The following is a 26751-nucleotide window of genomic DNA, read 5'->3' as shown; positions in this document are numbered from 1 at the left end:
TCGTCTGCATGGAATTGGCGATCTGAAAATCAGTGCAAGTGAGGGTCTGCTGCGCACTGGGCAATCGCCTCAGCAAGCAGCGCGTAGCCCGCAACCTCCCCCAGTCATAGCAAACTACGAGCTTCCAGCCGGTGGGGATAGTCAGCTGCAATGCCCATCTGCGCGGCCTGAGAGCTCAGTTGATGGTCATACGTCAGCATTGCCTGATGTCGGTGCAATGCCAGCAGACAGCTGAGCGAGAACTCATCACTGCGATTCACATACCGTTGCTCGAGCTCGTCTCGCCATTTACCCACACCGGGCAGGTTTTCTGCCCATTGGCGCCAGTAAGACAGCCGCTCACTCGCCAAGGTGAAGGGACCACGGTTGAATCCGCTATCCTGCACCCTGTCGCCCAGTCGTCGAGGTGGGTTGTCATACACAGGCACCACCCATACCGCGCCCTTTCCAAGGTCTCGGACATTTTCAGGGTATCGGCAGGCACTGATCAGAGATTCAATCGTTTCCAGTTTCTTCGCGTATTTATCAGGCTCGCCTATCCGTCCGACATACGCTCTCAAGTATGCGCGGTAGCCAAGCAGGCGTTCGAAAGTCCGCTCGGTAATCACGGGTGTGTATTGCTCCAACAGCTGCCTGTGAACATTCTTAGCTGCTGCTCGGGCGAGCGTCGGGAAGTCGACCACGCGTTGATCCGTCAATTGAGCCTTGTACTCGCGCCAATGAGGCATGCCGCCGTCGTAATCCGCGGATGAATAAATGCAGCATTCAGCGCAGAGCTCGGGGAGCACGAGGTTGTCACGGCCACCAGACATGAACCGACTCAAATTCCTGTTGACCGAGTAACTCCCAAAACCGTATCGCGGAATGTTGAGCGGATTGACCCCGGTGATCGTTACATTGATACGTTCATCATGATTGAAAGGCTTGTTCAGGAGTTCGCTGCCGATACCAATCCGGGACCGCAGCCCCAGGGTATCGCCTACAGTGTAGTACCTGGCCATTGGCGCCCATCCACGGCGTACGACGTAGTAATAGCGGACAACGGCATGAGCGATAAGCGTGGTGTGTTCCCACGCTGTACCGGCATCGCGGTCCCGCAGACGAATCATCATCTGCAGCGCTGCATCCTGGACGTCGGGATTGCTCGACTCCATGATCAAAATCATCGCGAGGCACGCCAGTTTTTCCGGCGAACCTTCCATCTCGAAAATCTTATCCGCCAAAGCTTCGAGACTTCGGGTGAAGCTCGGTTTATCACCCACAACCAGGAACACGACGTCCGGGGATCGCAGATTCCCGACGATGCGGGCGGACCGCAAGTAAGCGAGGCAGCTGTCAACGCTCTGCATGTTGCCAATGCTGAACTCATGATCCAGAAGCGGAAAAGCGCTTCGTGAGTCGGCGGCTTGGTCATAGAGATCCAGCAAGGCCTTGCGCAGTTCAGGGCTGCGACTCCAGACGTTTTCGGGAGCCGGCGTCGCGGAATATCCGTAGCCTGGCTTTCGATGCAGACCGCGTCGTTGCTGGTCATACATGAAGGCATCTGCAAGGCATCGCTGCTGCACCAGCCTGCAAATTTCATCGGTCATCTGGTGGACTTGAACACGCATGCCCGCATCGACGCCTGAGCCAGGGTCATCATTGTAGAGCTCCCAGAGTCTGTCGCTCTTCTGGATGAGGCTGCATACCTTGTCCCACGTGTGCAGTTCAATTTCGAAGGACAAACCCTCCTGCACTTTGAGCGTTTGCAGGTTGTCGTGCAGGTTGACATCGTTTTTTGTGTTGGTCACCACGATGTACAAATAGACGCCTGCATAGTCCTCGGAGGTCATGATCTTGTCGCGCGCAGCCAGTATGTCATCCTTGACGGCAGCAAAGGCCAGCTCGTCTTTCGAGGTGTATTTACACTGCACAAAGACCATGCCTTTATGCTTGTTGATGGGGGCTGCTCGGTAATCGTTGAGGAGGATGTCCAGCCCGTGCTGGATCTGTCCGTGTCGCCCATACAGGCGCGAGCTGTGGTAGAGCTCTTCGTAGACATGCAGGCACATGTTCTGAAAGCTGTCCCAATTCTTGGCCTGGGGAATGTACTGCACGTCGCGGAAGTGAGCTTTGCTTGTCATCGGCAGGATTTCAGAAAGAAATGTGCCTGACTTTACCGCATAAAACCCTTCGGGTGATTCCCACCTTGCCTGAACACGCGCCATGCCATCGAATGGCGTGGCCTTCAAAGTGCTCGGTTTCATCTCGCCCTGCTCTGCCCTTCGGCTCTTTGCCTCGATGAACAGCCGGTCAGGAAAGATGTTCATGTTGGCAAAAAAACGTGCATAAAAAACCCGGCGCAAGGCCGGGTTTCACGAGGTGAACGAAGCAACGTGGTCGCATCACCGCCGGTAGGGCATCCCGCTGAGCAGCTGTCTATCGCCGGAGATGTTTCAAGAACGGGCCAACGGAGTCGATCTGCTGAGGACGTGATATGAGGCGATGCGACGTCGAACAGCCTTAAAAGCTGTAGCGCGCAGTCAGTTTCAAATTGCGTGGATCGCCGTAAATGTCATACGGGCTGTAGGCTCCGTTGGCCACGCTGCTGTAATAAGTACGGTCGAACAGGTTGTTGACGTTGAGCTGCAGATCCATTTGCTCGCTGGCCTTGTAGCCGGCCACCAGGCCGACCACCGTGTACGAGCCCTGCTGGTTTTTCCAGGCCGTGGCACCGGTGCCTCCGGAGGTGCGGATGCGGCTCTGCTGGTAGACATCACCGCCAATGCGCCAGCGCTGCAGCTCATCGGGCAGGTTGTAGATCGTGGCCAGTTTGAACAGCTGACGCGGCTTCTTGCGGTCGAAGTCTTCGCCTTCCAGGGCGGCATTGGCGTCGCTGACATATTGGGTCTGGGTGTAGGTGTAGCCGGCAGCCAGCTGCCAGTTGTCGGTCAGGGCGCCCTGGATTTCCAGGTCAACGCCCTTGCTGCGCACCAGCCCGGCAGCCTCGTAGCACGCACTGGCCGCGCCTGAACCGCAGCCTTTGGAATCAGGCAGCTCCTGGGCGCGATTCTTCTGGTCGATCTGGAAAACAGCCAGGCTGGCGTTGAGTGCGCCATTGAAGTATTCGCCCTTGATGCCCACTTCGTAGTTCTCGCCCACGACAGGCTCGATCACTTTTCTGTCCAGGCCCTTGCTGGTCTGCGGCTTGAAGATATCGGTGTAGCTGACATAGACCGAGTGATTGTCGTCGAGGTCGTAGACCAGGCCGGCATAACGGGTCAGATTGCGAGTGACCTTGAAGTTGGCTTCACTGCTGGCTTTGTCTTCGAATTCGTACCAGTCCAGACGGCCGCCGAGAATCAGCGACAGTGGCTCGCTCAAGCGCAGGCGGGTACTGGCATAGAAGCTGTCTTGAGTGGTGGTCTCGGGAAGGCCATTATCGCCAGTGACGTAATACGGTTTGTCATGATCACGGGGATCCCACTCGAAGAGATTGCTGCCCGCGTCGATGAAACTGCTCCAGGCGTCGCCGGAACGATAATCCAGCTCGCGCCGACTGACGCCCAGGGTCAGGTCATGCACTTGGCCGAGCAACTGGAAGGGACCGCTGAGCGCCAGGTCATAGCCGGTTTCCTTCTGCTCCATGGCTTCGGTCCACAGATAGTGCCGATTGTATTCCCACACCGATGAGGCCAGCACGTTGGTGTCGGTCTTCGTCTGCATCGCTGCCAGGCGTAGCGTCCAGTCGTTGGCGAGGCCTTGTTCCAGGGTCGCGAAATAACCCGTGGTGCGGTTGTCCGAGTATTCCCAGTCATTGCCCAGGAAGGTATCGCGTGGCAGCCCGAGATGGCCGTCGCCCCGGGCCATGGGCAAACCGCCCCAGATGTAGTTGGTATGGTTCTTCTGCCGGTAGGCACCGAGCGTCAGAGTGGTGCTTTCGCTCAAGTCGGCGTCCACCACGCCATAGAACAGTTGCGCGTCGCTCTCGACCGAGTCCCGGAAGCTTTTGGCGTCCTGCCCCGAGATCACGGTCCGGGCGCGCAAGGTCCCGCTTTCATTGAGCGGGCCTCCGACGTCCAGTGTGCTGCTGTAATCATCCCAGCTGCCGGCACTGCCGGTGAGCGTGCCCTGGAATACAGGGGTCGGGCGTTTGCGCACCAGGTTGATGGCGCCGGCCGGGTTGCCGGCGCCCTGGGTCAGGCCAGCGGCACCGCGAACGATTTCCACCCGGTCGTACATGGCCAGGTTGGCTTCTCCGCTGGGCAGGTAGGTCAGGAAGCTGGTGGGAAAACCGTCGTACAGGATGTTGTCGATGTCGAAACCGCGTGCACTGAACGTCGGCCGCCCTACCCCACCGGCGTTATTGAGGAAAATGCCCGGCGCGCTTTTGGCGACATCACTGATGCTGGTCATGGCCTTGTCGTCCATACGCTTGCGCGTGACCACGCTGACCGACTGCGGCGTTTCGCGCAAACTCAAGGGCAGCTTGGTGGCCGTCTGCATCGTTCCGGTGGTGTAGGAACCGCTGTTCTCGGTCGTGGCCGCCAGGTGCTGTCCGGTAATGCTGGTAGCGCCCAGTTCCAGGCTGGAGCCCGCTGTCTGCGGTGTCAGCAGGTAGAGGCCATTACCCTGCGGTGAAGCCTGCAGACCTGTGCCCTGCAGCAATTGCTGCAGGCCACTTTCCACGCTGGTGGCGGCATTCAGGCCGGGGCTGTGCAAACCCTCCACCAGGCCCGGCTCGATGGGCAGGGTGATGTCGGCCTGGCTGGCGAACTCGGAAAGGGAACGGCTCAGGTTGCCGGCGGGCACATGATAGGCACGGTTCTGTTGTACGCCTGGTTCGGCCGCCTGCGATGAGGCTGCAGCCAGACTGCCGCCCGCGATGATCAGCCCCAGTGCGGCCGTGTGTACTGCCCGTGCCAATGGTTGCATGCCCTGCGTCGTCGCCATGTGTTCGTCCCTACCCTGTGAAAGTGATGTGCTTACAGGAGGGACACGCAGCCTGAGGAAAACACGACAACGATTTTTATTACGCGTTTGCCCGGGTGGTAATGGTGACCCAGTAAGGCGTGCGGTAGTGGACATTCACCGGCAGAGTCTGACTCAGTGCGCGGAGAATCTGGTCGGTGTCGCGCAGCTGAAAGGCGCCGGAGATCAGCAGCCCGGCCACCGCTGGATCGCAACGCAGCAGGCCAGGCCGATAACGATCCAGCTCGGTGATGAAGTCATCGAGGCGCATCTTTTCTGCGCGCAGCACACCGCTGAGCCAGTCGAGACGATTCTGCGCCAGTGCCGTCGAGGGCTCCGCTGCCCGGCGGTTGACCTGGGTCTGCTGGCCAGCCGCCAGACGCCTCAGGCCGTCATCACCCGACAGGTAGGGGCGTATCTCGACAGCGCCCTCCAGCGCGGCGAGGTACGTGCTGTGCGGGTACTGACGCACCAGAAAGCGGCTGCCGAGTAACGTGATTTCCGCGTCGGCGGTATCGAGGATGAACGGGCGCCTGGCAAGCTCGCGGGGCACCTGCTCGACGAGCATCTCACCGGCGATGAGACGCACACGGCGAACGCTGTCGTCGTAGGCGATATCGACAGCGCTGCCGGTGTTCAGGCGAATCTGTCCGCCATCCGGCAGGCGCAGGGTGCGCTGCTCGCCCGTGGCGGTGCGCTCGTCCGCCTGCCACTCGCGCCACGGCAGACTGCGCTGTGCTGCCAGACCAAGGGGCGCGGCGACAATCAGCAACGCCAGGGTCTTGAGCACCTGTCGTCGCTCCAGGCCGCGCGGGCGCTCCAGAGCTGCCCGTCCGACACCACCGGCAAGTTGCTGGGCTCGATCGCTGAAGCGCTCGGCCAGTTGCCACGCCCGCTCGTGATCCGCGTGCCGCGCCCGCCATTCGGCGCCGGCCGCATGCTCGGCGGCGCAGGCGCCGCTGTTCTGCAAGCGCACGAACCAGTCGGCCGCCTCACGGGCAATACGTCGGTCGATGGGCTTGTCACTCATACCGCGCGCCCTGGCTGGCGAGCACGATGCATTCTTCGAACGCCCGTGCCAGGTAGCGTTGCACCGAACGCACGCTGAGATTGAGGCGGCTGGCGATCTCTTCCTGCGTGTAACCCTCCAGTTGCGCCATCAGGAACGTCTGCCGGGTTTTGGCGGGCAATATCGCGAGGACCTGGTCAATTTCGTCGAGGGCCTCCAGTACCAGCGCCTGATGCTCCAGTGACGGTGCCAGCTCTTCCGGCGTCTGCGCCAGCGCCGCCAGATAGGCTTGCTCCAGCGAGCGCCGGCGATAGAGATTGATACTCAGGCGATTGGCAATAGTGGCCAGATAGGCGCGCGGTGTCGTGAAGCTCAGCGGTTCGTCGGGCGCACTGCTGAGCAGCCGCACGAACGTATCCTGGGCCAGGTCCGCCGCGTCGGCGGCATTGCCCAGGCGCTTGCGCAGCCAACCCAGCAGCCAGCCGTGGTGGTGGCCGTAAAGCTGATCGATGGACTGATGCCGGTGGGGGGGTGCCGATGAGATAGAGTGCACGGGATAAGATAAATACAAATGAGAATTCATCTCATTCTATCAGTGGAAGCCCGGGTTGGTGCAAGTCAAAAGTTACCCCTATACAGGAACAGGTTATCCATGACTTGGTTCGGTCCGGCCGTTATCAGGATGCCAGCGAGGTGATGTGAAGGCTTGCGCCTCTTGGAACGGCGTGTCGCTGAAGACAACTCAAAAATCAGGCGCTGCGTGCCTTGGCGTCCAACTCGAACTCAAATTCCAGGCAAAAAAAAGCCACTCGATTGAGTGGCTTTTTCTTTGATTTGGAGCGGGAAACGAGACTCGAACTCGCGACCCCGACCTTGGCAAGGTCGTGCTCTACCAACTGAGCTATTCCCGCGTCTTGGTGTGGCGCATTTTATAGAATCCAGATGGCCCGTCAACCCTTTGATTCAAAAAAGTTTATTTCTTTTCCACGTCGATCTTCAGATGCGGCCATGCGGCTCGCAGGTACTGGACCATGGACCACAGGGTCAGGCCGGCGGAGATCATCAGCAAGGCATAGCCGAGCAGGACCCAGAAGGTGAAATGCGACGGGTTCGCCAGCAGGATCACCAAGGCCAGCATTTGTGCGGCGGTTTTCCATTTGCCCAGGTTCGACACGGCGACGTGGGCACGCGCACCGATTTCGGCCATCCACTCGCGCAATGCCGAGACCACAATCTCACGGCCGATGATGACGGCAGCCGGCAGCGTCAGCCACAGGTTGGCGTGCTCCTGCACCAGCAGGACCAGGGCCACGGCGACCATCAGCTTGTCTGCCACCGGATCGAGAAAAGCCCCGAACGGGGTGCTTTGCTCCAGGCGGCGGGCCAGGTAGCCGTCCAGCCAATCGGTGGCGGCGGCAAACGCAAAGACCGAAGCAGAGGCCGCGTAGCTCCATTGGTAAGGCAGGTAGAACAGCAAAATGAAGATCGGGATAAGCAGAACGCGTAGAACGGTAATCAGATTAGGGATATTCATCGGCACAACTGGCTACGAGGTGAGGGGGCATTCTACTCGCTGTGCAGATTTGCATAAATCAACTCTGCGAGCTTTTTACTGATCCCCGGTGCTTTGGCGATCTCTTCGATGCTGGCACGAGACAGCTCCTGCAATCCACCAAAATGTTTCAACAGATCGCGCCGACGTGTCGGCCCGACCCCGGCGACGCCTTCCAGTGTAGACGTGCGGCGTGTTTTACCACGGCGGGCGCGGTGCCCGGTGATGGCGAACCGGTGGGCCTCGTCGCGGATCTGCTGGATCAGGTGCAGCGCCGGGGAATCACCGCGCAGGGTGAATTCGTGGGCGGCATCGTTGAGGTACAGGGTTTCGAAACCGGCCTTGCGCGTCGCGCCCTTGGCCACGCCCAACAGGATCAGGTCGGGCACCGCCAGTTCGTTGAGCACATCGCGCGCCATGGACAGTTGGCCCTTGCCACCGTCCACCAGCAGAATGTCCGGCAGCTTGCCCTCCCCGTCCTTCAGCTTGCTGAAGCGCCGGGTCAGCGCCTGGTGCATGGCGGCGTAGTCATCGCCGGCGGTCACGCCTTCGATGTTATAGCGACGGTAATCGGACTTGATCGGGCCCTCAGGACCGAACACCACGCAGGACGCCACGGTCGCCTCGCCGCTGGAGTGACTGATGTCGTAGCACTCCAGGCGCTGCGGCGGTTCATCCAGTTTCAGCACATCGGCCAGGGCGTCGAAACGCGCGGCCACGTGTTGCCGGTTGGCCAGGCGCGCACCCAGCGCCTGCTCCGCGTTGGTCACCGCCAGTTGCTGCCAGCGGGCCCGCGTGCCACGCACCCGGTGACTGATGCTCAGTTCCCGGCCCCGCAGTTCGTGAATGGCCTCGATCAGCGCCGGGAAATCCTCATGCACCACGTTGACGATCAGCTCGCTGGGCAAATCGCGTTCGGGACTGCTGACGAAGTACTGACCGAGAAACGCCGCCATGACTTCGGACACGTCCTCTTCAATACCCACCTGCGGGAAGAAATTCTTGCTGCCCAATACCCGGCCGCCGCGCACGCTGATCAGGTGAACACAGGCACCGCCCGGGTTGACGAACGCGGCGATCACATCGACATCCCCCGACCCGCCTTCCATGCTCTGCTGGTCCTGGACCCGGCGCAGCAGGGAAATCTGGTCGCGCAATTCGGCGGCGCGCTCGAACTCGAGATTGATCGCCGCCTCTTCCATGCCCGCAGACAGTTCGTCGGTCAGCGCATTGCTGCGCCCTTCCAGGAACATCACCGAGTGACGCACGTCTTCGGCGTACACCTGGGGCTCTACCAGCCCGACACAGGGCGCCTTGCAGCGCTTGATCTGGTACTGCAGACACGGCCGCGTGCGGTTCTTGTAGTAGCTGTCTTCACACTGGCGAACGAAAAAGGTTTTCTGCAAAAGGCTCAGGCTTTCGCGAATCGCCCCAGCGCTGGGGTAAGGGCCGAAATACCTGCCCTTGGCCTTCTTCGCCCCGCGATGAATGCTCAGGCGTGGAAACTGGCCATCGGAAAGAAACACGTAGGGGTAGGATTTATCGTCGCGCAGCAGGATGTTGTAGGGCGGGCGCCATTCCTTGATCAGCGTCTGCTCGAGCAACAGGGCTTCGGTTTCGTTGGACGTGATCGTCGTTTCGACCTGGGCGATGCGTGCCACCAGCGCGGCGGTCTTCGGTGCGAGGCCGGACTTGCGGAAATAGCTCGACAGGCGATTCTTGAGGTTCTTGGCCTTGCCGACGTAGAGCAGACGCGCCTCGCTGTCGAACATGCGGTAGACGCCGGGGCGCCCACTGACCGTCGACAGGAACGCGCTTGGATCGAAGGTTTCAGTCATGTTCAGAGGCTGGCATCAACCATGCCGTGACGAACCGCCAACAGCGTCAACTCGACATCGCTGCTGATCGAAAGCTTTTCGAAAATTCGGTAACGGTAGGTGTTTACGGTTTTGGGCGACAGGCACAGCTTGTCGGAGATGATCTGCACTTTCTGGCAGCCGACGATCATCAACGCGATCTGGATTTCCCGCTCGGACAAGGCATCGAACGGCGAATCGTTGGTGGGCTGGAAGGATTTGATCGCCAACTGCTGGGCGATCTGCGGGCTGATGTAGCGCTGCCCGGCGAACACCAGGCGAATGGCCTGGACCATTTCCGGCAGCCCCGCGCCCTTGGTCAGGTAGCCCGCAGCACCGGCCTGCAACAAACGGGTGGGAAACGGGTCCTCCTCGCACACGGTGACCGCGACGACCTTGATGTCCGGGTGACTGCGCAACAATTTTCGGGTGGCTTCAAGACCGCCGATGCCGGGCATCTTGACATCCATCAGGACCACATCGGGTTTCAACTCACGTGCCTTGAGCAGGGACTCTTCCCCGGACTCAGCCTGGCCAACCACTTGCAGGCCATCGATGTCAGCCAGCATTCGTGTAATGCCTGTACGAACGAGATCATGGTCATCGACTACTAGCACCCTAATCAAGCAGACACCTCGCGATATGGTCTTATTGAGTTGCCGACACCTTAGCAAAAAGCGACTGGCAGACCTAGCGGCAAGCGCCATATAAAAGTTTCAATACATCTTGAAAGGCTTGTCTTGCAGGTGTTTCAGCGATTTGCGCGCGCAACCTCGCACTGCATTCTCAGGAAACACTCGTCCGTGCCAACCACCGTCAGGCCCTTTCGCTCATAGAGCCTTTTGGCCGGATTATTTTCGAACACCGTCAAGCGCAGGGCCGGCCGTCGTTCGTGGCGCGCCAGCGCCAATACCTGATCGATCGCCCAGGATCCGGCACCCTGCCCACGAAAGGCCTCGATGACGTGCAGTTCTCGGATGTACAGCGCTCTGGCGTCCCGACTCAGGCTGACAAAGCCCAGCGGGACGGCGTCGCGCACGATCAAGCGGTTGTCGCGGCCCGCCCAGGCCACGTCAAAGGCCTCGTCCTGCCACGGCAGATCGTGCCGAATGTAGTAATGGAGCAAGTTCTGACAGGTCAAGTCGCGGGCAAAGGCCAGGTCGGCCGCCGTTGCAGGGCGCCAGTCAAATCCGCCGTTGGGGGGCGATGAGTTCATGGTTCGTCTTGGGATGCCTTGATGAACCCCAAGTGTGTCACACCCTCGGGCCCACTCAAGCGATAGACAACGCCACCGGCCATTGATAGCAATTTCTGATTGAATCCGCGTACCGCCCTCTAGTAAGCTCGGGGCATTCATCGGAGACACACCATGTTCAACGCCCTCTCACCGCTTCTTACTGCCAGCGTTTCGCGCTCGGTTGCGGCTGCCCGGGCGAACAGCGTTTGTGCTTCGGTCAGCTTTTATTTTGGGTATTGGTTTAGCCACTGGCGCGCCTGATACCCACACGGCGCCCACTTTAAACGGGTCGCCACCAGAGAATTCTCAACCCCCGGTCGGCCTCCCGACCGGGGGTTTTGTTTTTCAGCCCCGACACTTTTTCGCAACAACCAGACAATTTGAGGATTTACCCCATGAACTACGCCACCTGTTACCGCTACGACACCTTCACCGCCTGGCGATTTAGCAGCCTCCGCTCGGGACAGCCTGCCGCCTCCGATCGGTCACCCACTGGTGGCAAGCACACACACGCAGCCAATCCGGCCAATTGTCGAACACCCCTGTAGGGCCGAGTGCGCGGGAAGAACCCGCCGCTCGCCCAGGAAGCCTGAACATGAACTCGTCCGTCTCTGCCTTGCCACTGTCCACCCTGAGCCCGGCCAACGAAGCGCTGACCCTGCGCCTGCCCAGCTCCTTGCAACTCAAACAGCAGTTGCCCCTGAGCAACGACCTCACCCGACAAGTCGCCGCCCACCGCGACGCTGTCCGCGCCATTCTCAACGGTGAAGACGCCCGATTGCTGGTGGTCGTCGGCCCCTGCTCGATTCACGACCCGCAATCCGCCCTCGAATACGCCAGCCACCTCGCCCGCCTCGCCTCCGACGTCAGCGACCAAATGCTGCTGGTCATGCGCGCCTACGTGGAAAAACCGCGCACCACGGTCGGCTGGAAGGGCCTGGCCTACGACCCACACCTGGATGGCAGCGATGACATGGCCGCCGGCCTGACCCTGTCCCGCGAGCTGATGCGCGAAATGCTCCGCCTCGGCCTGCCGGTGGCCACGGAGTTGCTGCAACCCATGGCCGCCGGCTACTTCGACGACCTGCTCAGTTGGGTCGCCATCGGCGCCCGCACCACCGAATCGCAGATCCACCGGGAAATGGCCAGCGGCCTGAACATGCCGGTCGGCTTCAAGAACGGCACCGATGGCGGCGTCGGCGTCGCCAGTGACGCGATGCGCTCGGCCGCTCACCCTCACCGGCATTTCGGCGTCGACAGTCAGGGCCACCCGGCGATCATCCAGACCCCGGGCAACCCTGACACCCACCTGGTCCTGCGCGGTGGCCATCGCGGCCCGAACTACGATCGCGCCAGCGTGGCCCAGGTGAACAGCGACCTGAGCAAGTTGAAAATCCCGGCGCGGATCATGGTCGATTGCAGCCACGCCAACAGCGGCAAGGACCCGCTGCGTCAACCCTCGGTGTTCAACGACGTGCTTGAACAGCGCCTCCAGGGCGACCGGTCCTTGATCGGGATGATGATCGAAAGTCATTTGTTCGAGGGGTGCCAGCCGTTGACGCCTTCTCTCAAGTACGGCGTATCGGTGACCGATGGTTGCCTGGGTTGGGAGGGGACGGAAGATCTGTTACGGTCGGCGGCACAAAGGTTGCGTGCGACTCGCAGCTGACAGCTAACGACTCCCGGGAGGTAGGGCATTACAGACGACTGCGCTACCTCCGCTTAAAAGGCCTCCTGACATTCCGAAAGAGGCCTCCCGCCGATTCGAAGATTCGCGTCTTACCTATTCCGTTTTCACCCATTTACAGCGGCTTTTTCATACATCGCGCGACCGTCCGAGTGCTTTAGAGTGAGGCCCACGTACACCCACGAACTCCTGCGAAAAGGTATGAACATGCAACGGAATGCAAGCACTCTCCATCCCATCCTGCTGGTTCACGGCCTGTTCGGTTTCGACCGGATCGGCCCCTTCGGACTCTTCCACGACATCAAGCAAGCCTTGCGCAGTGCAGGCGCCCGGGTGTTCATCCCCTATCTGTCGGCGACCCACACCCACGAAGCACGGGGTGATCAGCTCCTGGCGCAGGTCGAGCGAGTACTCGAGGGGACCGGTGCACAAAGGGTCAACCTGATCGGTCACAGCCAGGGGGCGCTGGCCGCACGGTATGCCGCCGCCGTCGCGCCCGGGGTCGTCGCATCGGTGACCTCGGTCAGCGGCCCGAACCATGGCTCGGAGCTGGCCGACTACCTGCGCAAGGCGCTGACGCCAGGTCGACTGCCGGAGCGTGCCGCGGAAACGATCGCCACCCTGTTCGCCGATTTCCTGTCGTTGTTGAGTGGCCACCCGCAGTTGCCGCAGAACGCGATTGCCGCGTTGAATGCGCTGACCACCGAAGGCGTCTGCGGCTTCAATGAGAAGTACCCCCAGGGTCTGCCCAGAAGCTGGGGGGGCAAGGGCCGCGAACTGGTCAATGGGGTTCGTTACTATTCCTGGAGCGGCACCTTGGGCAGTGTCGACGACGAAAGCCTCGACAAGCGGGATCCGCTGAACGGTTGTTGCCGGGCCTTTTCCCGCTATTTCACCACCGAGGCCGATCAGAACGACGGAGTGGTCGGCCGTTTCAGCTCCCACCTGGGGACTGTCATCCGCTCCGACTATCCGCTGGACCACCTGGCTGTCATCAATCAGGGCACCGGACAGTTGCGCAAAGGTGTCGACCCCGTCGAGCTGTACGTGCGTCACGCCGAACGTCTGCGAAAAGCCGGCCTTTAAGCTTCGCCAGGAACTTTGAGAAGAAATGGGCCACTGAATCCGGTAGGCTCGACACTTTACTGAACGTTGAAGGAGTATGTACCCATGGCAAAAGCCACTGCCCGCCACATCCTGGTTGCCAGCGAAGACAAGTGCAACGAACTCAAGAGCCAAATCGAAGGCGGCGCTGATTTCGCCGAAGTGGCCAAGGCCAACTCCACTTGCCCGTCCAGCCGTCAGGGCGGCGACCTGGGCTCGTTCGGTCCAGGCCAGATGGTCAAGGAATTCGACACCGTGGTCTTCAGCGCACCACTGAACGTCGTGCAAGGTCCGGTCAAGACCCAGTTCGGCTACCACCTGCTGGAAGTGACCAGTCGTCAGGACTGATCGATTTGGCGTCTGTTGCGGACGCTGAAATGCAACGCCGCCTGCCCTCATGGGCAAGCGGCGTTTTCAGGTGAGCTCAAACCATCATGCATCGGGCGCATCCGACTGCGGTTCCTTGATAGGGTGATCGTCCTCTTTCTCCCACTCTTTATCCCACTCGGGATCCCACCATCTCAATGGATTGAATTCACTGAGACCGATATCTGTGATCATGAAGGGGCAATAAGACCGTGTTTGATCGTGGGTCAGAATCTCGACGGTGGTGCTCGCTGATCTGGCCGTAATACCAAGCTCGATGGGCAGGGTGCGATTAAGTGTACTGTCAAAGTACCAATAACTGCTTCTTCTACCCTCTTTCAGAACAACAATAACTCCCTTCAGCGTCGGGGATGGCAGCGAGAAAATCCCAACGCTCATCATGTACCGCTTACCCTCCACCAAATTGAACGTTCGAGAAATAATGAGTTTTCTGGACGCCTTCTCGTCAACGCTATAGAGCAGGCATTTCTTTCCTTCATGCTCTACAAATGTCACCTCACCCGGCTTCACTTCGGGCCCCAGGCTCCACCCTTCCAACTGCCCGGTACTGAAATCGGTCAAATGCGTGTGATCGTGCTTTATCATGTAGCGAGGCCATGCAAAATGAGTTGGCACCCCTTCAATATTAGCCAAAAACTTTAATAGAATTTTGCGCTGATCAACGAACTTCCTTAGTAACGACTTCCCAAGCACTATTTCCAGCTCGCCTTTCTCAATATCTTCTTTCGTCAGCCTATCGTTATATACAATCTGATCATAACCTCCGCCCTCTTCATCAATCGTACCTTGCACCTTCAAGGCGTACTCCTGCCGAACAGCGGCGCCATCCCACATCTTGATTTTGATTTTGAAAGGATCGGGGAGCGCCCTAACATAGATGGTACCGGTGTGCGCGCCTTCAATTCTGGGAGAGATTTTCTTGGGATCAGTGCTCATGACGAGACTCCTTCGCCGATTCATTACGGGATACCGTGATGCGTAATACCCAAATCGCCTGCGATATATGGCGCTCGCCCATGCTTGATGTCTACTGTCATAAATGACAGGTAACACCACGCCATCACTTGGCCGATCCCCCGCCGACATGGCAATGTGGTTTACTGCCCGGTAATCTCCACCCCAAACGCCGTCACCCCCGACTCATGCCCCAAGGCCGACAATGCGATTGTTTTTATCTTCACTGTTGATCACCCTGGCCTTGCTCCCAGGCTTGCCACCCGCTGCCGCCACACCGCAACACGCACTGACCGTCTACGGCGAACCGGCGAAATACCCGGCGGGCTTCAGCCACTTCGAGTACACCAATGCGCGTGCCCCCAAGGGCGGGACGATGCGCCGTTCGGCCGTCGAAATCGGCCACTTCGACCACGTGCTGCCTTATATAGACAAAGGCATCGGCGTAACGCAGATCGACGGCTTGATTTACTCGCCGCTCGCCCAGCGGTCGCTGGACGAGCCGTACACCGTATATGGCCTGGTGGCGCAGAAGATGGAACGCTCGGACGACGGTCTGTCCCTGCGCTTCTACCTCAACCCCAAGGCCCGCTTTGCCGATGGCACGCCGATTACCGCCGAAGACGTGCGCTACACCTTCGACCTGCTGATGACCCAGGGCAGCCTGCGCTATCGCACGCAGTTCGCCGACGTCAAAGGCGTGGAAGTGGAATCACCGCTCAAGGTGCGCTTCGACTTCAAAAGCAACGAAAACCGCACCCTGCCCCTGGATATCGCCACCTTGCCGGTATTCCCCGAACACTGGTGGAAAACCCGTGATTTCGCCGGCGGCGGTGGCTATGAGCCGCCACTGGGCAGCGGCCCCTACAAGGTGAGCAAGGTCGATTCCGGGCGCAGCATCACGTTCGAGCGCAACCCCGACTGGTGGGGCAAGGACTTGCCGGTCAGCCGTGGCCTCTACAACTTCGACCGTTTCAGCATCGAGTACTTCGGCGACACCGACGTGGCGCGCCAAGTGCTGCGCGGCGGTGCCTACGACTACAACCGCGAATTCTCCGCCACCGGCTATTCCATCGGTTACGACAGCCCTGCCCTCAGCGACGGTCGCCTGCAAAAGGCCCACCTGGCGCAAAACGCGCCGCAATCGGCGCAAGGCTTCGTGTTCAACCTGCAGAACCCGCTGTTCCAGGACCGGCGCGTGCGCCAGGCCCTGGTGATGCTCTGGGATTTCGAGTGGAGCAATCGGCAGATGATGCGCAACCTCTACATCCGCCAGCAAAGCTTCTTCTCCAATACGGACCTGGCCGCGCGCGCGCTGCCCGACGCCGCCGAACTGGCGATTCTTGAACCCCTGCGCGGGCAGATCCCCGACGAAGTGTTCACCCAGGTCTTCGAAGCGCCGAAAACCGATGGCAGCGGCGTGATCCGCGACAAACAGCTGCAAGCCCTGGACCTGCTGGAACAGGCCGGCTGGAAACCCGAGGGCGATCGACTGGTGAATGCCGACGGCCAGCCGCTGAGCTTCACCTTCCTCGTCAGTCAGAACGGCATGGATCGCCTGTTACTGCCCTACAAGCGCACGCTGAAGCAGATCGGCATCGACCTCAACATCCGTCGCATCGACTCCTCCCAGTACGTCAACCGCTTGATGTCACGCGATTACGACATGATCGTCACCGGCTACCCGGTCACCACTTCGCCGGGCAACGAGCTGAACAACTACTTTGGCTCGGCCTCCGCCAACGATCCGGGCTCCAACAACTACATGGTGCTGAAGAACCCCGCAGTGGACACCCTGGTCGCCGGCCTCGTGCGCGCCACCACCCAGGCCGACATGTTGCGCTACGCCCACGCGCTGGACCGGGTGCTGCAATGGAACTACTACTGGATTCCCAACTATTACCCGCCCGGCAGTTCCACCGTATGGTGGAACCGCTTTGGCATTCCCAGCGTGCAAGCGGCGAATGACGAAGCCATCGAGAGCTGGTGGGAAGTGAGCACCGTGCCGTTGACCAATCAGCAGATGACCGCCGAATTGATCAAGCGCGGGCAACCCGGAGGGCCGCACTGATGTGGGCTTACATTCTGCGGCGTCTGCTGCTGATCATCCCGACGCTGGTGATCATTCTTCTGGTCAATTTCGTCATCGTCCAGGCCGCGCCGGGGGGCCCGGTGGAACAGGCCATCGCGCACCTGCAAGGCATCGGCGGCGCCAGTGTCGGCGGCGGCTCCAGCGACATCGCCAGCGGCAGCTCTCGGGCCAGTCGCGGCCTCGACCCGCAGCTGATCAAGGAGATCGAAAAACAGTACGGCTTCGACAAACCCGCGCCGGAACGTCTGTGGCTGATGCTCAAAAGCTATGCGCAACTGGACTTCGGCAAGAGCTTTTTTCGCGGCGCCACGGTCACTGACCTGATCCTGCAAAAAATGCCGGTGACCATTTCCCTCGGCCTCTGGGCCACGCTGATCACCTACCTGGTGTCGATCCCCCTGGGCATCCGCAAGGCCGTGCACCATGGCAGCCATTTCGACATCTGGAGCAGCACCGCGATCATCATCGGCTATGCCATGCCGGCGTTCCTGTTCGCGATGTTCCTGATCGTCGTGTTCGCCGGCGGGACGTCGCTGAACTGGTTCCCGGTGCGCGGCCTGGTCTCGGACAACTTCGACTCGCTGTCCACCGTGGGCAAGATCGCCGACTACTTCTGGCACCTGGTGCTGCCGGTGACGGCGCTGGTGATCGGCGGGTTCGCCACCCTGACCATCCTGACCAAAAACTCGTTCCTCAATGAAATCACCCGCCAGTACGTGGTCACCGCCCGCGCCAAGGGCATGAGCGAACGCCGGGTGCTGTACGGCCATGTGTTCCGCAACGCCATGCTGCTGGTGGTGTCGGGCATTCCCCAGGCGTTCATCAGTGTGTTTTTCGCCGGTTCGCTGTTGATCGAGGTGATCTTCTCCCTCGATGGCCTGGGCCGCATGAGTTACGAAGCGGCTGTCTCCCGGGATTACCCGGTGGTGTTCGGCTCGCTGTTCATCTTCACCCTGTTCGGCCTGCTGATAAAACTGGTGGGCGACCTCTGCTACACCCTGGTCGACCCCCGTATCGACTTCGCCGCGAGGAACGCCTGATGTTCAAGCTTTCACCGTTGGCCCGTCGCCGCTTTGACCGCTTCAAGAAAAACCGCCGTGGCTGGTGGTCGCTGTGGCTGTTCGTCGGCCTGTTCCTGCTGACCCTCGGCGGCGAACTGATCGCCAATGACAAGCCCCTGGTCGTCAGCTACCAGGGTTCGCTGTACTTTCCGGTGTTCAAGCGCTACACCGAGCAGGAGTTCGGCGGACAGCTGCCCTTCCAGGCCGATTACCGCAGTGACTATGTGCAGAAGCTGATCAAGAAGGACGGTGGCTGGTTGCTCTTCCCGCCGATCCCGTTCAGCGATGACACCCCCAACTACGACCTGAACAAACCCGCGCCGAGCCCGCCGTCGAGCGTCAACTGGCTGGGCACCGACGATCAGGCGCGCGATGTCATGGCCCGGGTGATCTTCGGTGCGCGGGTGTCGATCCTGTTTGCGTTGATGCTGACGTTTGTCAGCGCGTTGATCGGCATCGCCGCCGGCGCCCTGCAGGGCTACTACGGCGGCTGGGTCGACCTGATCGGCCAGCGTTTGCTGGAGGTCTGGTCAGGGTTGCCGGTGTTGTACCTGCTGATCATCCTGTCGGGGTTCGTCGAACCGAACTTCTGGTGGCTGCTGGGGATCATGGCGCTGTTTTCCTGGCTGGCACTGGTCGACGTGGTGCGCGCCGAGTTCCTGCGCGGACGCAACCTGGAATACGTCAAGGCCGCCCGCGCACTGGGCCTGACCGATCGCAAGGTGATCGTGCGGCATATCCTGCCCAACGCGATGAACGCGACCTTGAGCTACTTGCCGTTCATCCTGACCGGGGCGATCTCGACGCTCACCGCCCTGGACTTCCTCGGCTTCGGCATGCCGGCCGGCAGTGCCTCGCTGGGCGAACTGATTGGTCAGGGCAAACAGAATCTGCAAGCTCCCTGGCTGGGCCTGACGGCGTTTTTCACCCTGGCGCTGATCCTGTCCTTACTGGTGTTCATTGGCGAGGCATTGCGTGATGCATTCGACCCACGATCTTGATCACAGGCTTGATTCGCGAACCTCAAGCGAGCATTTGACATGAGCAACCTCATTGAAATCCGCGACCTCTGCGTGGCCTTCAGCGGCCAGACCGTGGTGCGCAACCTGTGCCTGGACATCCGCCCCGGCGAGTGCCTGGCGCTGGTCGGGGAGTCGGGTTCCGGCAAATCGGTGACCGCGCACTCGATCCTGCAATTGCTGCCCGAGACCGGCACCCAGTCCACCGGCAGCATCCGCTATCGCGGCAAGGAACTGCTCGGGGCCTCCTCGAAGGTGCTGCGCGAGCTGCGCGGCAACCGCATTGCGATGATCTTCCAGGAGCCGATGACCTCGCTCAACCCGCTGCACAGCATCGAAAAGCAGATCGGTGAAACTCTGCTGCTGCACAAAGGCATCACCGGCAAGGCAGCCCAGGCACGGATTCTCGAGCTGCTGCACCTGGTGGGCATCCAGAAACCCAAGGAGCGGCTCAAGGCCTATCCCCATCAGTTATCCGGTGGCCAGCGCCAGCGGATCATGATCGCCATGGCCCTGGCCTGCGAACCGGAACTGCTGATCGCCGACGAACCGACCACGGCGCTCGACGTCACGGTGCAACGCAAGATCCTGATCCTGCTCAAATCCCTGCAGCAGCGCCTCGGTATGTCGCTGCTGCTGATCAGCCACGACCTCAACCTGGTGCGCAGCATCGCCCAGCGGGTGTGCGTGATGAAGGCCGGGGAAATCGTCGAGCAGGCGCCTTGCGAGACCCTGTTCACGGAACCGCAACACCCCTACAGCTGCGTCCTGCTCAATGCCGAGCCGGAAGGCGAAGCCCTGCCACGGGACGAACGCGAGAAAGTGCTGGAAGTGGACAACCTGCACGTCAGGTTCCCCCTCGGCGGCGGACTGTTGCGGCGCAAGACCTGGCTGAGTGCGGTGGATGGCATCAGCCTGAACGTCCAGCGCGGCAAGACCCTGGGCATCGTCGGTGAGTCCGGGTCCGGCAAGTCGACGCTGGGCCAGGCGATCCTGCGCCTGCTCGATTCCGAAGGCAGCATTCGCTTCCAGGGCGAAGCGCTGGACGGCCTGACGCAAAAGCAACTACGGCCCTGGCGCAAGAAAATGCAGGTGGTTTTCCAGGACCCCTTCGGCAGCCTCAGCCCGCGGATGTCGGTGGCACAGATCATCAGCGAAGGCCTTGAAGTGCACAGCCACTCCAGCCCCGACGAATGCGAGGCTCAGGTGATCCAGGCGCTGTGCGAGGTTGGCCTGGATCCGCAGAGCCGTCATCGCTACCCCCATGAATTCTCCGGCGGCCAGCGCCAGCGCATCGCCATTGCCCGGGCCCTGGTGTTGAAGCCGGCGCTGATCCTGCTCGACGAACCGACCTCGGCCCTGGACCGCACCGTGCAAAAACAGGTGGTCGCCCTGCTCCGCCAGCTTCAGGAAAAACACGGCCTGACGTACCTGTTCATCAGCCATGACCTGGCGGTGGTCCGCGCCCTCGCCCACGACATGATCGTGATCAAGGACGGCAAAGTGGTGGAAAGCGGCGCGAGCCACGACGTGTTCGACTCGCCGCAGCATCCGTACACCAAGGAACTGTTGGCGGCGGCGCATCCGCGCCCGACGTAAATCCGTACGCCTCCTCTGTAGGAGCGAGCTTGCTCCGGGCGGCGTTCCGACGACGGAGGCCGGACCACCACTGGGTGCCAGCCTGCCAGCGTTATCGTTGGCGACCATCGCGAGCAGGCTCGCTCCCACAGGATCGGCTTCGCACGGTCCAATGTGGGAGCGAGCCTGCTCGCGATAGCGCCGGCAGCTACACCAAACAATCAGGATCAGACCACCCATGAACACCACCGAAAGCCTCAAGGATTACCAGCGCGTGCGCCTGTTGGCGATCCGCTCCCTGTTCGAGATCATCGAGCAATCGAGCGAAGGCACGGTGATTGTCGACCGCGACGCCAACATCGTCTGGATGAACGAGCGCTACGCCCGGCGCTTCGGCCTGGAGTCGGCCGAAGGGGCCATCGGCAAGGCCTGCGAAAGCGTCATCCCCGGCAGCCTGCTGCGTGAAGTGGTGCGCACCGGCCGACCGATCCTGCTGGACATGCAGGACACCCCCAAGGAACCGCTGGTGGTCATGCGCCTGCCGATCCACGACGATGCCGGCGTGGTGATCGGCGCCATCGGCTTCGCCCTGTTCGACGAGCTGCGCAGCCTCTCGCCGATGCTCAAGCGCTACATGAGCATGCAGGAAGAACTGGCGTCCACGCGCTCATTGCTGCGGGCGCGGCAGACCAAGTACAACTTCGCCCATTTCATCGGCACCAGCGCCGCCAGCCTGGAAGTCAAACGCCGCGCCCGACGCAGTGCCAGCGCCGACTCCCCGGTGTTGCTGCTGGGAGAGACCGGTACCGGCAAGGAGCTGCTGGCGCAGGCCATCCACGCGGCGTCGCCTCGAGCGCACAAGGCCTTCGTCAGCATCAACAGCGCGGCGATTCCCGAAGCGCTGCTGGAGGCGGAGTTCTTCGGCACCGCACCCGGCGCCTTTACCGGCGCGGATCGCAAGGCGCGTGCCGGCAAGTTGCAGATCGCTCAGGGCGGCACGCTGTTCCTCGATGAAATCGGCGACATGCCGCTGCCGCTGCAAAGCAAACTATTGCGGGTATTGCAGGAAAAGGAATTCGAACCGGTCGGTTCCAATGAAGTGATCCAGAGCGACGTGCGGGTGATCGCCGCGACATCGACCGACCTTGAAGCGGCGATCAAGCGCGGCGAGTTTCGCGCCGACCTGTATTACCGGCTCAACGTGCTGCCGATCCAGGTGCCGCCGCTGCGTGATCGCCTCGATGACCTGCCGGCCCTGAGCGAGGCCATTCTCGAAGAACTGCGCAGCCAGCACGAAATGAACCCTGAAGCGCTGGCCCTGCTGGCCCGGCACGCCTGGCCGGGCAATATCCGCGAATTGCGCAACGTATTGGAGCGTGCGGCGTTGCTCAGTGATGACTTGCAGCTCAATGCCCAGGACATCCGCGCAGCGATCGGGACGTTTGCCCCCGTGCAGCGCGCGGCGCCCCTGGCCCTGGAGGCGGTTACTCACGAAACGTTCAGCCAGGCACGGGAGCGTTTCGACCGGCAACTGATCGAGTCTGCCCTCGCGCAATGCGGCGGCAAGGTGACCGAAGCGGCGGCACGGCTGGGGCTGGGGAGGTCGACGCTGTACAAGAAGATGGTGGCGTTGGGCATAGCAGAGTCTCAATAAAGAGACATCAGTCTCAATTTGTAGATAAGCCATCGCGAGCAGGCTCGCTCCCACAGGAAAGCGAAATCCAACTGGGGGCGAGCCGGCTCACGATAGGCCGGCATGCCCGAAACGTCTCAAATCAGAGACAAATATCCGGAAACGCCACCCAACCAGACAAAATATCCTTATATTTCAATATGTTGTCGCAATGGCACGAAACTCGCTATAGCCCTTCCCCACAGCTTCACCCCACAAAAATAACAATCCCAGGAGACACACCATGAGTGTGATCATTGCCTTGGCAGCCCTTGCGCTGCTGATGCTCGCTGCCTACCGCGGCTACAGCGTTATCCTCTTCGCACCCATCGCCGCCCTCGGCGCCGTGCTGCTCACCGACCCTTCCGCCGTTGCCCCTGCCTTCACCGGGGTGTTCATGGAAAAAATGGTCGGTTTCATCAAGCTGTACTTCCCGGTGTTCTTGCTCGGTGCGGTATTCGGCAAGCTGATCGAGCTGTCGGGCTTCTCGCGCTCGATCGTGGCTGCAGCCATTCGCCTGCTGGGCACCCGCCAGGCGATGCTGGTGATCGTGCTGGTCTGCGCCCTGCTGACCTACGGCGGTGTCTCGCTGTTCGTGGTGGTGTTCGCGGTCTACCCGTTTGCCGCGGAAATGTTCCGTCAGAGCAACATCCCCAAGCGCCTGATCCCGGCGACCATCGCCCTCGGCGCATTCTCGTTCACCATGGACGCCCTGCCCGGCACCCCACAGATCCAGAACATCATCCCCAGCACCTTCTTCAACACCACGGCCTGGGCGGCGCCGTGGCTGGGGCTGATCGGGACGATCTTCGTGTTCTGCGCCGGCATGCTGTTCCTCCAGCGCCAGCGCAACAAGGCCCAGCGCGCAGGCGAAGGGTATGGCACCGAGCTGCGCAACGAGCCGGAAACCGCGCCTGACATCACGCTGCCCAACCCATGGATCGCTTTGTCGCCCCTGCTGGCGGTGGGCATCATGAACCTGCTGTTCACCCAGTGGATTCCCCAGTGGTATGGCAAGACCCACAGCCTGGCGCTGCCGGGCATGGCCGCGCCGGTGACCACCGAAATCGCCAAGCTCACGGCGATCTGGGCGGTGCAGGCGGCGTTGCTGGTCGGCATCCTCATGGTGCTGCTGTTCGGCTTCAAGGCCATTCGCAGCAAGCTGGCCGAAGGCAGCAAGAGCGCGGTCAGCGGTGCGCTGCTGGCGGCGATGAACACCGCCTCGGAATACGGCTTCGGTGCGGTCATCGCTTCGTTGCCCGGCTTCCTGGTGCTGGCCGACTGGCTCAAGAGCATTCCCAACCCGCTGGTCAATGAAGCCATCACCGTGACCCTGCTGGCCGGCATCACCGGCTCGGCGTCGGGCGGCATGAGCATTGCGCTGGCGGCCATGGCCAACGACTTCATCGCCGCAGCCCATGCCGCCAACATTCCGCTGGAAGTGCTGCACCGGGTGGCCGCGATGGCCAGCGGTGGCATGGACACCCTGCCGCACAACGGCGCGGTGATCACCTTGCTGGCCGTCACCGGCCTGACCCACCGCGAAGCCTACAAAGACATTTTCTGTATTACGCTGATCAAGACCCTGGCTGTTTTTGTCGTGATCGGTGTTTTCTACGCCACTGGCATTGTGTGAGGTATTCATGACGACTCTTTCCGGCAAGACCGCACTGGTTACCGGCTCCACCAGCGGCATCGGCCTGGGGATCGCCCTCAGCCTGGCCAAGGCCGGGGCCAACCTGATTCTCAACGGTTTCGGCGACGCCTCCAAAGTCATCGCCGAGGTCGAGCAATTCGGTGGCAAGGTCGGCCATCACGCCGCCGATGTCAGCGACCCGGCGCAGATCGCCGACATGATCGCCTATGCCGAGCGCGAGTTCGGCGGCGTCGACATCCTGGTCAACAACGCCGGCATCCAGCACGTCGCTGCGGTGGAAGACTTCCCCGTCGAGCGCTGGGATTCGATCATCGCGATCAACCTGTCGTCGGTGTTCCACAGTACCCGCCTGAGCTTGCCGGGCATGCGCAAGAAAAACTGGGGACGAGTCATCAACATCGCCTCGGTGCACGGCCAGGTCGGTTCGGTGGGCAAGGCGGCGTACGTCGCCGCCAAGCACGGGGTGATCGGCTTGACCAAGGTGGTCGGCCTGGAAACCGCCACCAGCAATGTCACCTGCAACGCGATCTGCCCGGGCTGGGTGCTGACACCCCTGGTGCAAAAGCAGATCGACGACCGCATCGCCAACGGCACCGATCCGCAGCAGGCGCAGCACGATCTGCTCGCGGAAAAGCAGCCCTCCCTGGAGTTCGTCACCCCGCCACAGCTGGGTGAACTGGTCCTGTTCCTGTGCAGCGAAGCAGGCAGCCAGGTGCGCGGCGCGGCGTGGAATATCGATGGGGGGTGGTTGGCGCAGTAGCCTGCCACCGGACCGCGCTATCGTTCTTCGCGAGCGGGCTCGCGCCCACCGATTCCGGATTCGACACACCCCCTGCAGGAGCGAGCTTGCTCGCGATGGTCGTGAACGATGACGCTGGCCACCTGAAACCGTGCGGTGCCTTGGCGTTCCTCGCGAGAGGGCTCGCTCCTGCAGAAGAAAAAGAAGAGGCAAAACCATGTCCGACATCCTCTGGCAACCCGACGCCACACGCATCGCCAAGACCCGCCTGGAAGCCTTCCGGCAGTTCATCAATCAGCGTCACACGCTCGACATCAGCGATTTTGCCAGTCTGCACCAATGGTCCATCGATCAACGGGCCGACTTCTGGCAGGCCATCGTCGATGGCTTCGACATCCGTTTCCACACGCAACCGGACGCCGTGCTGCTCGAAGGCGAGCAGATGCCCAGCGCCCAATGGTTTCCCGGCGCCACCCTGAATTTTGCCGAGCATTTGCTGCGCCGTCGCGACGATGCCGTGGCGGTCATCGCCATCGCTGAAAACGGCCAGCGCGAACAGTTCACCTGGGCCGAGCTGGCCGAGCATGTCGCCGGTCTGCAAAACAGCCTCAAAGCCGCCGGCGTCGGCCTCGGCGACCGCGTGGCCGCTTGCATGCCCAATACCTGGCAAACCCTGGCGGCCATGCTCGCGACCACCAGCCTCGGGGCCATCTGGTCCTGTTCCTCGCCGGACTTCGGCACCCAGGGGGTGATCGACCGTTTCGGCCAGATCGAGCCGAAGGTGCTGATCACCTGCGCCGGTTACCGTTACGCCGGCAAGGACATCGACCAGCGGGCCAAGGTCAACGAAATCCTTGAGCGCCTGCCGACGCTGCAACAACTGATCGTGGTCCCCTATGCGCGTCCAGGGGTACGCATCGACGACTTCCAGACCCAGGCCGACGTCGCGCTCTGGGATGACTTCTACGAACCCGGCGGCGAGCCGGATTTCGTCGCCGTGCCCTTCGACCATCCGCTGTACATCCTCTATTCCAGCGGCACTACCGGCGTGCCCAAGTGCATCATTCACAGCACCGGCGGCGTGCTGCTGCAACACGTCAAGGAACATAGCCTGCATTGCGACCTCGGCCCCGGCGACCGCCTGTTCTACTACACCACCTGCGGCTGGATGATGTGGAACTGGCTGGTGTCGGCCCTGGCCGTGGGCAGCGCGGTGGTGTTGTACGACGGTTCACCGTTTCACCCCGGCCCCGAGCGTTTGCTCGAGCTGATCGACGACGAGCGCATCAGCGTCTTCGGCACCAGCCCGAAATTCCTCGCCACGCTGGAAAGCGCAGGCGTGAAACCCCGGCAGAGCCATGACCTGGACAGCCTGAAAACCCTGCTGTGCACCGGCTCCGCGCTGTCGCCGCAAAGCTACGACTACGTCTATCGCGACTTCAAGACCGACCTGTGTCTGGCGTCGATGTCCGGCGGCACCGACATTATCTCGTGCTTCGTCAACGGCAATCCGTGGTTGCCGGTGCGTCGTGGCGAAATCCAGGGCAAGAGCCTGGGCATGGCGGTCGAGGTCTGGAACGATGCCGGCCAAGCGGTGATTGGCGAAAAAGGCGAGCTGGTGTGCACCCGTCACTTCCCGGCAATGCCCGTCGGCCTGTGGGACGACCCCACCGGCGAAAAGCTGCGCGCCTCCTACTTCAGCCAGTTTCCGGGCGTCTGGGCCCAGGGCGATTACGCCGAGCAACTGGCCCATGGGGCGATGATGATTCATGGTCGTTCGGACGCCGTGCTCAACCCGGGCGGTGTGCGCATCGGCACGGCGGAAATCTACCGGCAGGTGGAGAAAATCCCGCAGGTGCTCGACAGTGTCGCCATCGGCCAGCAATGGCAGGACGACGTGCGGGTGGTGCTGTTCGTGCGCCTGCAAGAGGGCGTCGAACTCGACGACGCCTTGCAACAGCAGATTCGCCAGGTGATCCGCGCCAACACCACGCCCCGGCACGTGCCGGCGAAGATCGTCGCGGTCAACGACATTCCGCGCACCATCAGCGGCAAGGTGGTCGAGCTGGCGGTGCGCAACGTGGTGCATGGGCAGCCGGTGAAAAATACCGACGCACTGGCCAATCCCGAGGCACTGGCGCAATTTCGCGACCGCAAGGAGCTGCTCGAATGAACCTGCCGGCGCCCTTTTCAAGGC

20 protein-coding genes, 1 tRNA gene and 1 pseudogene are annotated in these 26751 nt (G+C 61.3%); 12 read left to right on the top strand and 10 right to left on the bottom strand.

The window, feature by feature from the left end; all coding sequences use genetic code 11:
* Positions 1–104 precede the first annotated feature (104 nt).
* From IB249_RS26025 to IB249_RS26010, 4 genes are all read right to left on the bottom strand, one after another.
* Positions 105–2309 carry a hypothetical protein gene (locus tag IB249_RS26025; protein WP_192308690.1) on the bottom strand — a complete coding sequence of 735 codons (2205 nt, stop codon included), beginning with the start codon at positions 2307–2309 and terminating at the stop codon, positions 105–107.
* Between the two features lie 193 nt (positions 2310–2502).
* Entirely contained in the window at positions 2503–4932 is a 2430-nt protein-coding gene (locus tag IB249_RS26020; RefSeq protein ID WP_225607198.1) for a TonB-dependent siderophore receptor, read from the bottom strand.
* A gap of 79 nt (positions 4933–5011) precedes the next feature.
* Positions 5012–5980 carry a FecR domain-containing protein gene (locus IB249_RS26015; protein ID WP_192308688.1) on the bottom strand — a complete coding sequence of 323 codons (969 nt, stop codon included), beginning with the start codon at positions 5978–5980 and terminating at the stop codon, positions 5012–5014.
* Entirely contained in the window at positions 5973–6503 is a 531-nt protein-coding gene (locus IB249_RS26010) for a sigma-70 family RNA polymerase sigma factor (RefSeq protein WP_412548028.1), read from the bottom strand. Before IB249_RS26010 ends, IB249_RS26015 begins: the two co-directional genes overlap by 8 nt.
* Positions 6504–6550: 47 nt before the next feature.
* Here IB249_RS26010 and IB249_RS30040 point away from each other — a divergent pair.
* Positions 6551–6710: pseudogene (locus IB249_RS30040) on the top strand (type II toxin-antitoxin system ParD family antitoxin); the annotation flags it as partial.
* An 84-nt stretch (positions 6711–6794) separates the two neighbouring features.
* On the opposite strand, the gene IB249_RS26000 reads toward IB249_RS30040, so the two are convergent.
* From IB249_RS26000 to IB249_RS25980, 5 genes are all read right to left on the bottom strand, one after another.
* Positions 6795–6870 (bottom strand) — tRNA-Gly (locus IB249_RS26000).
* Positions 6871–6932: 62 nt separating this feature from the next.
* A complete protein-coding gene (gene pgsA / locus IB249_RS25995; protein ID WP_192308683.1) occupies positions 6933–7493 on the bottom strand; it encodes a CDP-diacylglycerol--glycerol-3-phosphate 3-phosphatidyltransferase in 561 nt (186 codons plus the stop codon).
* A gap of 32 nt (positions 7494–7525) precedes the next feature.
* Entirely contained in the window at positions 7526–9349 is a 1824-nt protein-coding gene (gene uvrC / locus IB249_RS25990; protein WP_192308681.1) for an excinuclease ABC subunit UvrC, read from the bottom strand.
* A gap of 2 nt (positions 9350–9351) precedes the next feature.
* Positions 9352–9993, bottom strand: coding sequence for a UvrY/SirA/GacA family response regulator transcription factor (uvrY, locus tag IB249_RS25985; protein ID WP_008015884.1), 642 nt, complete (start codon positions 9991–9993; stop codon positions 9352–9354).
* Between the two features lie 125 nt (positions 9994–10118).
* Positions 10119–10583, bottom strand: a complete 465-nt coding sequence (locus IB249_RS25980) for a GNAT family N-acetyltransferase (RefSeq protein WP_192308679.1) — start codon at positions 10581–10583, stop codon at positions 10119–10121.
* A gap of 616 nt (positions 10584–11199) precedes the next feature.
* Here IB249_RS25980 and IB249_RS25975 point away from each other — a divergent pair.
* The 3 genes from IB249_RS25975 to IB249_RS25965 all read left to right on the top strand — a co-directional run bounded on the left by IB249_RS25975 (position 11200) and on the right by IB249_RS25965 (position 13743).
* The gene (locus tag IB249_RS25975; RefSeq protein ID WP_192308677.1) at positions 11200–12273 is read left to right on the top strand and encodes a 3-deoxy-7-phosphoheptulonate synthase; all 1074 of its coding nucleotides are present in this window, start codon (positions 11200–11202) and stop codon (positions 12271–12273) included.
* A gap of 225 nt (positions 12274–12498) precedes the next feature.
* On the top strand, positions 12499–13377 hold the full coding sequence (locus IB249_RS25970; protein WP_192308675.1) for a lipase family alpha/beta hydrolase: 879 nt from the start codon (positions 12499–12501) through the stop codon (positions 13375–13377).
* Between the two features lie 84 nt (positions 13378–13461).
* Positions 13462–13743, top strand: coding sequence for a peptidylprolyl isomerase (locus IB249_RS25965; protein WP_192308674.1), 282 nt, complete (start codon positions 13462–13464; stop codon positions 13741–13743).
* Between the two features lie 84 nt (positions 13744–13827).
* Here IB249_RS25965 and IB249_RS25960 read toward each other — a convergent pair whose 3' ends face one another.
* Positions 13828–14718 carry a hypothetical protein gene (locus tag IB249_RS25960; RefSeq protein ID WP_192308673.1) on the bottom strand — a complete coding sequence of 297 codons (891 nt, stop codon included), beginning with the start codon at positions 14716–14718 and terminating at the stop codon, positions 13828–13830.
* Between the two features lie 223 nt (positions 14719–14941).
* Here IB249_RS25960 and IB249_RS25955 point away from each other — a divergent pair, with 223 nt between their 5' ends.
* The 8 genes from IB249_RS25955 (at position 14942) to IB249_RS25920 (ending at position 26727) form a co-directional block, all read left to right on the top strand.
* Positions 14942–16807, top strand: coding sequence for an extracellular solute-binding protein (locus IB249_RS25955; protein WP_192308672.1), 1866 nt, complete (start codon positions 14942–14944; stop codon positions 16805–16807).
* The gene (locus tag IB249_RS25950) at positions 16807–17868 is read left to right on the top strand and encodes a microcin C ABC transporter permease YejB (protein WP_192308671.1); all 1062 of its coding nucleotides are present in this window, start codon (positions 16807–16809) and stop codon (positions 17866–17868) included. The genes IB249_RS25955 and IB249_RS25950 overlap by 1 nt, the downstream gene beginning before the upstream one ends.
* A complete protein-coding gene (locus IB249_RS25945) occupies positions 17868–18890 on the top strand; it encodes an ABC transporter permease (RefSeq protein ID WP_192308670.1) in 1023 nt (340 codons plus the stop codon). The genes IB249_RS25950 and IB249_RS25945 overlap by 1 nt, the downstream gene beginning before the upstream one ends.
* Before the next feature lie 39 nt (positions 18891–18929).
* Entirely contained in the window at positions 18930–20507 is a 1578-nt protein-coding gene (locus IB249_RS25940; RefSeq protein WP_192308669.1) for an ABC transporter ATP-binding protein, read from the top strand.
* 217 nt (positions 20508–20724) lie between these two features.
* On the top strand, positions 20725–22140 hold the full coding sequence (locus IB249_RS25935) for a sigma-54 interaction domain-containing protein (RefSeq protein WP_192308667.1): 1416 nt from the start codon (positions 20725–20727) through the stop codon (positions 22138–22140).
* Between the two features lie 262 nt (positions 22141–22402).
* Complete coding sequence (locus tag IB249_RS25930) at positions 22403–23794, top strand: GntP family permease (protein WP_192308665.1); 1392 nt, start codon at positions 22403–22405, stop codon at positions 23792–23794.
* Between the two features lie 7 nt (positions 23795–23801).
* Positions 23802–24575 (top strand): 3-hydroxybutyrate dehydrogenase, encoded by a 774-nt coding sequence (gene hbdH / locus IB249_RS25925; RefSeq protein ID WP_192308663.1) that lies wholly within the window; start codon positions 23802–23804, stop codon positions 24573–24575.
* A gap of 196 nt (positions 24576–24771) precedes the next feature.
* Positions 24772–26727: an acetoacetate--CoA ligase gene (locus tag IB249_RS25920; protein WP_192308661.1), complete on the top strand. Its 1956-nt coding sequence runs from the start codon at positions 24772–24774 to the stop codon at positions 26725–26727.
* Positions 26728–26751: the final 24 nt, after the last annotated feature.

This window comes from Pseudomonas sp. PDM04, from assembly GCF_014851765.1.
Classification (GTDB): domain Bacteria; phylum Pseudomonadota; class Gammaproteobacteria; order Pseudomonadales; family Pseudomonadaceae; genus Aquipseudomonas.
Note: the sequence above shows the minus strand (reverse complement) of the source record. Positions and strands in the feature narration are given on the sequence as shown.